3 protein-coding genes and 1 pseudogene are annotated in these 5,712 nt (G+C 71.7%); 3 read left to right on the top strand and 1 reads right to left on the bottom strand.

Annotated elements, in window-relative coordinates; all coding sequences use genetic code 11:
• Nucleotides 1-1,914 (top strand): SpoIIE family protein phosphatase (locus ACEPPI_RS39655; RefSeq protein WP_373920106.1); only part of this gene is annotated, 1,914 nt, incomplete at its 5' end.
• Between the two features lie 109 nt (nucleotides 1,915-2,023).
• Here the strand turns inward: ACEPPI_RS39655 and ACEPPI_RS39650 are convergent.
• Nucleotides 2,024-4,300 carry a transglycosylase domain-containing protein gene (locus ACEPPI_RS39650; protein WP_373920105.1) on the bottom strand — a complete coding sequence of 759 codons (2,277 nt, stop codon included), beginning with the start codon at nucleotides 4,298-4,300 and terminating at the stop codon, nucleotides 2,024-2,026.
• 243 nt (nucleotides 4,301-4,543) lie between these two features.
• Here ACEPPI_RS39650 and ACEPPI_RS39645 point away from each other — a divergent pair, with 243 nt between their 5' ends.
• Both ACEPPI_RS39645 and ACEPPI_RS39640 read left to right on the top strand, forming a co-directional pair.
• Nucleotides 4,544-5,455 (top strand): SPFH domain-containing protein, encoded by a 912-nt coding sequence (locus tag ACEPPI_RS39645; RefSeq protein ID WP_373920104.1) that lies wholly within the window; start codon nucleotides 4,544-4,546, stop codon nucleotides 5,453-5,455.
• 51 nt (nucleotides 5,456-5,506) lie between these two features.
• A pseudogene (locus ACEPPI_RS39640) lies at nucleotides 5,507-5,712 on the top strand (hypothetical protein); the annotation flags it as partial.

The following is a 5,712-nucleotide window of genomic DNA, read 5'->3' as shown; positions in this document are numbered from 1 at the left end:
GAGCCGCTCCCCGGCGGCCCGGTGACGGCCGCCGCCGGGGCTCAGGGCGCGGCCGGCACGGATCCCGCGGCGGCGTCCCCGGTCACCGGCGCTCCCCCGGCACCGGGGGGCGTCACCGGGACCGGTGGCACCGGTCCCGGTGAGGTGAGCGTGGCGCGCCGCGAGGGCGACCGGCTGCGCTTCGTCGGCGCCGCCACCCGGCGGATCGCGCGCGGCATCGACCTCGACGAGATCGTGCTCGGCCTGTGCCGGGCGACCGTGCCCACCTTCTCCGACGCCATCCTCGTCTACCTGCGCGACCCGCTGCCCGTCGGCGACGAGCGGCCCGTCGGCCCGGTCGTTTTAAGGCTCCGGCGCACCGACCGGCTCCGGCCGATCGACGACCTGGCGCTGGCCGAGGGCGAGGGCACGGGGGTGGCGGGGGCCGCCGGGGAGCTCGACTTCAGCCAGCTGCCGCTGGTCGGCCCGCAGGGTGACCTGCCCGCGGCCGAACTCTGCGAGATCCGCCCCGGCGGGGCCCTCGCCGAAGTGCTGCGCGGCGTACGGCCCGTCTTCGGATCGGCCGCGGGAGCCCGCGACGCGCTCCCGGAGCTGCTGGGGTCCGACCATCCGGTGCCGCGCGGCCAGCGGGCCATCCTGGCCCCGCTGCGGGGCCGCCGGCGCGTCATCGGCGCGGCGGTGTTCCTGCGCACCCCGGACCGGGACGCCTTCGAGCAGAACGACCTGCTCGTCGCCGCCCAGCTGGCCACGCACACCGCGCTCGGCATCGACAAGGCGGTGCTCTACGGCCGCGAGGCCTACATCGCCGACGAGTTGCAGCGCACCATGCTGCCGGACAGTCTCCCCCAGCCCACCGGGGTGCGGCTCGCCTCGCGCTACCTGCCCGCCGCCGAGACGGCCCGGGTGGGCGGCGACTGGTACGACGCCATACCGCTGCCCGGGAGCCGGGTCGCGCTGGTCGTCGGCGACGTCATGGGCCACTCCATGACCTCCGCCGCGATCATGGGCCAGCTGCGCACCACCGCGCAGACCCTGGCCCAGCTGGACCTGCCGCCCGCCGAGGTGCTGCACCACCTGGACGAGCAGGCGCAGCGGCTGGGCTCCGACCGCATGGCCACCTGCCTCTACGCGGTCTACGACCCCGTCTCGCACCGGATCACCATCGCCAACGCCGGCCACCCGCCGCCGGTGCTGCTGCACCTGGGCGGCCGGGCCGAGGTGCTGCGCGTCCCGCCGGGCGCCCCCATCGGGGTCGGCGGCGTGGACTTCGAGGCCGTCGAGCTGGACGCCCCGGCCGGGGCCACCCTGCTGCTGTACACGGACGGGCTGGTGGAGTCGCGGCTGCGGGACGTGTGGACCGGCATCGAGCAGTTGCGCGAGCGGCTCGCGACCACCGCGCAGCTGACGGGGCTGGACCATTCGCCGCCGCTGGAGGCCCTCTGCGACGACGTGCTGGACATGCTCGGGCCGGGCGACCGGGACGACGACATCGCCCTGCTCGCGGCCCGTTTCGAGGGCATCGCGCCGAGCGACGTCGCGTACTGGTTCCTGGACCCGGAGGAGACCGCTCCGGGCAGGGCCCGCCGCTTCGCCCGGCGCGCGCTGACCCGCTGGGGTCTGGAGGAGCTGAGCGACTCGCTGGAGCTGCTGGTGAGCGAGGTGGTCACCAATGCCGTCCGGTACGCCGAGCGGCCCGTGACGCTGCGCCTGCTGCGCACGGACGTGCTGCGCTGCGAGGTCGGCGACGACTCCCCGCAGCTGCCGCGCCAGCGGCGGGCGCGGGAGACCGACGAGGGCGGGCGCGGCCTGTTCCTGGTGAACCGGCTGGCCCGGCGCTGGGGCGCCACCCGGCTGAGCAGTGGGAAGGTCGTCTGGTTCGAGCTCCCGCTGCCGGGGCCGCACGACCGCCGCTGACGTCCCGTCCGGCCGTTCCCGGAGCCCGGAACCGGTCCCGTACGCACGAACACCGCCGCCCCGCAGCATGATCGCTGCGGGGCGGCGGTGCGTCGTGGTGCCGGGGTGCCTACTGACCCAGGAGCGGGTTCGGCGGCGGCGTCGGGTCCTTCGTCGGCGGCGTCGGGTCCTTGGTCGGGGGCGTCGGGTTCTTCGTCGTCGGCGTCGGGTTCTTCGTCGGCCCGGTCGGGTCCGGCTTGCCGGTGCTGCCCGTGGGGTCCGGGGTGCCGGTGGGACGGGTGCCGGCGGAGCCGGTCGGCGTCGGGGCGACCGTCTGGTTCGACGCGGTGGGCGACGGGCTGCGGGTCGGCGCCGGCGGCGTGCCCATCTCGGCGTCCTCCAGGTCGAACTGGCCGGTGCTCTGGCCCCTGAGCGCGGCCGTGGTGTACGCCTGCCAGATCTGGGCGGGGAAGCTGGAGCCGCCCGCGCGGCCCTTGCCGGCGGTACCGGTCAGGGTGACCTGGTTGTGCGAGTTCGGGTCCTCGCCGAACATCGCGACGACGGTGACGAGCTCCGGGGTGTAGCCGGTGAACCAGGCCGCCACGTTGGACTCGGTGGTGCCGGTCTTGCCCGCGGCCTCGTAGGCGGAGCTGCGCACGGCCTTGCCGGAACCGTCCTCGACCACGCCGGTGAGGACCTTGGTGACGGTGTCGGCGGTCTTGGCGGTCAGGACCTGCCCGCCGATCGGGTTGACCGGCTTGAAATCGGCGTCGGCGTGTTCGGCCTTCTTGACGATGGTCGGGGTGACCTTCTTGCCGTGGTTGCCGAAGGTGGCGTAGACGCCGGCCATCTCCACGGTGTTCGCGCTCATCGTGCCGAGCGACATGGCGGGCCTGTCGGCCGGCCAGCCGTCACGGTCGCGCATGCCGAGGGCGAGGGCGGTCTCCTTCACCTTCTCCGGCTTGGCGTCGACGATCATCTGCGCGTACACGGAGTTCACGGAGGAGTTGGTGGCCTCCTGGACCGTGAGCATCGGGTCGCCGTAGTTGATGTTGTCCTGGTTCTGCGGGGCGAAGGCGGTCGCGCTGCCGACGACGGGGCGCTTGCTGGTGCCGTCGTAGAGGGCGTTCGGCGTGATCGGACGGCCGTCCTGGGTCTTCGCTCCGGTCTCCAGGGCGGTGGCCAGCACGACCGGCTTGAAGGTCGAGCCGGGCTGGAAGTCGGTGCGCAGGGCGTTGCTCTCGGCCTTCTCCGTCAGGCCCACGCCGCCGTACATCGCCACGATCGCGCCGGTCTTGGCGTCGACGGAGGTGGCGCCCGCCTGGACGCTCTGGTCCTGGGGGCGGTCCTTGGTGTTCTTGCGGTCGAGCTTGGACTCCAGCTCGTCGTCGACGGCCTTCTCCAGCGCGGCCTGCTTCTTCTTGTCGACGTTGAGGGTGATGGTCCAGCCGCCGGCGGTGATGTCGGCGTCCTTGATGCCCTGGCGGCTCAGCTCCTGCTTGGCGGCCTGGACCAGGTAGCCCTTCTGTCCGTCCATGCCCGGGAGGGGCTTGGGCTTGATGGGCTCCTGGAACTTCAGGGTCGCGCGCTTGGCCTGGTCCAGCTTGCCCATGTCGACCATGTTGTCGAGGACGGCGTTGAAGCGGATCATGACCAGCCGCTTGCCGTTGGGGCCGGCGATCGCCCAGTCGTACTGGCTGGGGGCCTGGATGACGGCCGCGAGGTAGGCGGCCTGCTCCAGGTTCAGCTTCTCGGCGTCGATGCCGTAGTAGGCCTGGGCGGCGGCCTGGATGCCGTAGGCATTGCGGCCGTAGAAGTTGGTGTTGAGGTAACCGGCGAGGATCTCGTTCTTCTTCATCCGCTGGTCGACCTTGATGGAGATCACCAGCTCACGGAGCTTGCGGGTCGCCGACTGGTCCTGGGTCAGGTAGTAGTTCTTGACGTACTGCTGGGTGATCGTCGATCCGCCGGCCTTGCCGCGGCCGAGGGCCGTGTTGAAGACGCCTCGGGCGACACCTATGACGTCGACGCCGCTGTCCTTGTAGAAGGACTTGTTCTCGATGGCGATGAAGGCCGTCCGCACGTCCTCGGGGATCTTGTCGATCGGGAGGATCTCGCGGTTCATCTGGCCGGTGCGGGCCATGATCGAACCATCGGCGTACTTGTACGTGTTGCTCTGGAGGGTCGCGTTCTTGTTCGGGTCCGGCGGGTCCACGGAGAAGTAGAGGGCGACCGCTCCGATGATGAGGAGCAGAGCACCTCCGAGGAAAGTCCCCAGGATCGTCTTCCAGTTGAGGAAGCGACGTATGCCACTGCGCTTCTTCCCGGTCGACTTGCCCGCACGCCCGCTCGGCGCTTTCCGCGCACCGCGTTGCTGCTGCGCCCGTCGCGCCTCTGCTCGGCCCATCGCTCCCGCTCCGCTCGATTACCCCCCCGACGTCAGCTCAGAAAACTAACACCGCAGGCTGTGACAAAGGACGGCTAATCCTGATCAATAGTGGTCAATTCGGACGTGAGAATCAGCACCCACTCCGATGGAACCGACGCCCATGAGACCTGAAGGGTTGCGGTGAACGCAAAAACTGATATCACTTTGCTAGGTGCTTCGGTCGGCCACGGCCGGACGCCCCACAACAAACGGGGGTATTCCATGACAACCGCAGTCGACCGCCGGCCGAGTGAGGTCCGGGAGTTCGCGGCGCACAGCATGGGTGGCGGACTGGCCCTGCTGCTGGGCCTGTTGGGCACGGCGGCCGGGGTGGCCCTGATCGCCTCCGGCGCGGCGGCGACCACGACGGGACCCAAGGCGGCGATGATCGCGGGCGGGATCCTGCTGGCCCTCTGCTCACTGTTCGCCATGATGGGACTGAACACGGTGGCCCCCGGCGAGGCCCGCGTGGTCCAGCTCTTCGGCCGCTACCGCGGCACGATCCGGGCGGACGGACTGCGCTGGGTCAACCCGCTGACCTCCCGCAGGAAGATCTCCACCCGGGTCCGCAACCACGAGACGGCCGTCCTGAAGGTCAACGACGCCTACGGCAACCCGATCGAGCTCGCCGCCGTCGTGGTCTGGCGGGTCTCCGAGACCGCGCGCGCGGTGTTCGAGGTCGAGGACTTCACGGAGTTCGTCGAGACGCAGACCGAGACGGCCGTGCGGCACATCGCGATCGAGTACCCCTACGACGCCCACGACGAGGGCGGGCTCTCGCTGCGCGGCAACGCGGAGGAGATCACCGAGAAGCTCTCGGCGGAGCTGGCCACCCGGGTGGAGACGGCGGGCGTGGAGATCATCGAGTCCCGCTTCACGCATCTCGCGTACGCTCCGGAGATCGCCTCCGCGATGCTCCAGCGCCAGCAGGCCGGCGCGGTCGTGGCGGCCCGCAAGCAGATCGTCGAGGGCGCGGTGGGCATGGTGGAACTGGCCCTGACGCGGCTGGCCGAGGAGGAGATCGTGGACCTGGACCCGGAGCGCAAGGCCGCCATGGTGTCGAACCTGATGGTGGTGCTCTGCGGCGACCGTGCGGCCCAGCCCGTCATCAACACGGGGACCCTCTACCAGTGACCCCCGGCGGCGAGGACCCGGGGGCGGGCCGCACGGCAGGCGCGCAAGCAGGTGCTCCTGCGCCTGGACCCGCAGGTCTACGACGCGCTCGCGCGCTGGGCCGGCGAGGAGCTGCGCAGCGCCAACGCGCAGATCGAGTTCCTGCTGCGCCGGGCCCTGTCGGAGACGGGCCGCCTCCCGGGCGGCGCCGCCCCCATCCCGCCGCGGGGGGGGGGGGGGGGCCCGCCCCGCCCCCGCCGCCGCCTCGACCGAGAACA

The sequence above is a fragment of the Streptomyces sp. AB3(2024) genome (assembly GCF_041862025.1).
In the GTDB taxonomy this organism is placed as follows: Bacteria; Actinomycetota; Actinomycetes; order Streptomycetales; family Streptomycetaceae; genus Streptomyces.
The sequence above is the reverse complement of the archived record's forward strand: the minus strand, read 5'-3'. Positions and strand labels throughout refer to the sequence as shown.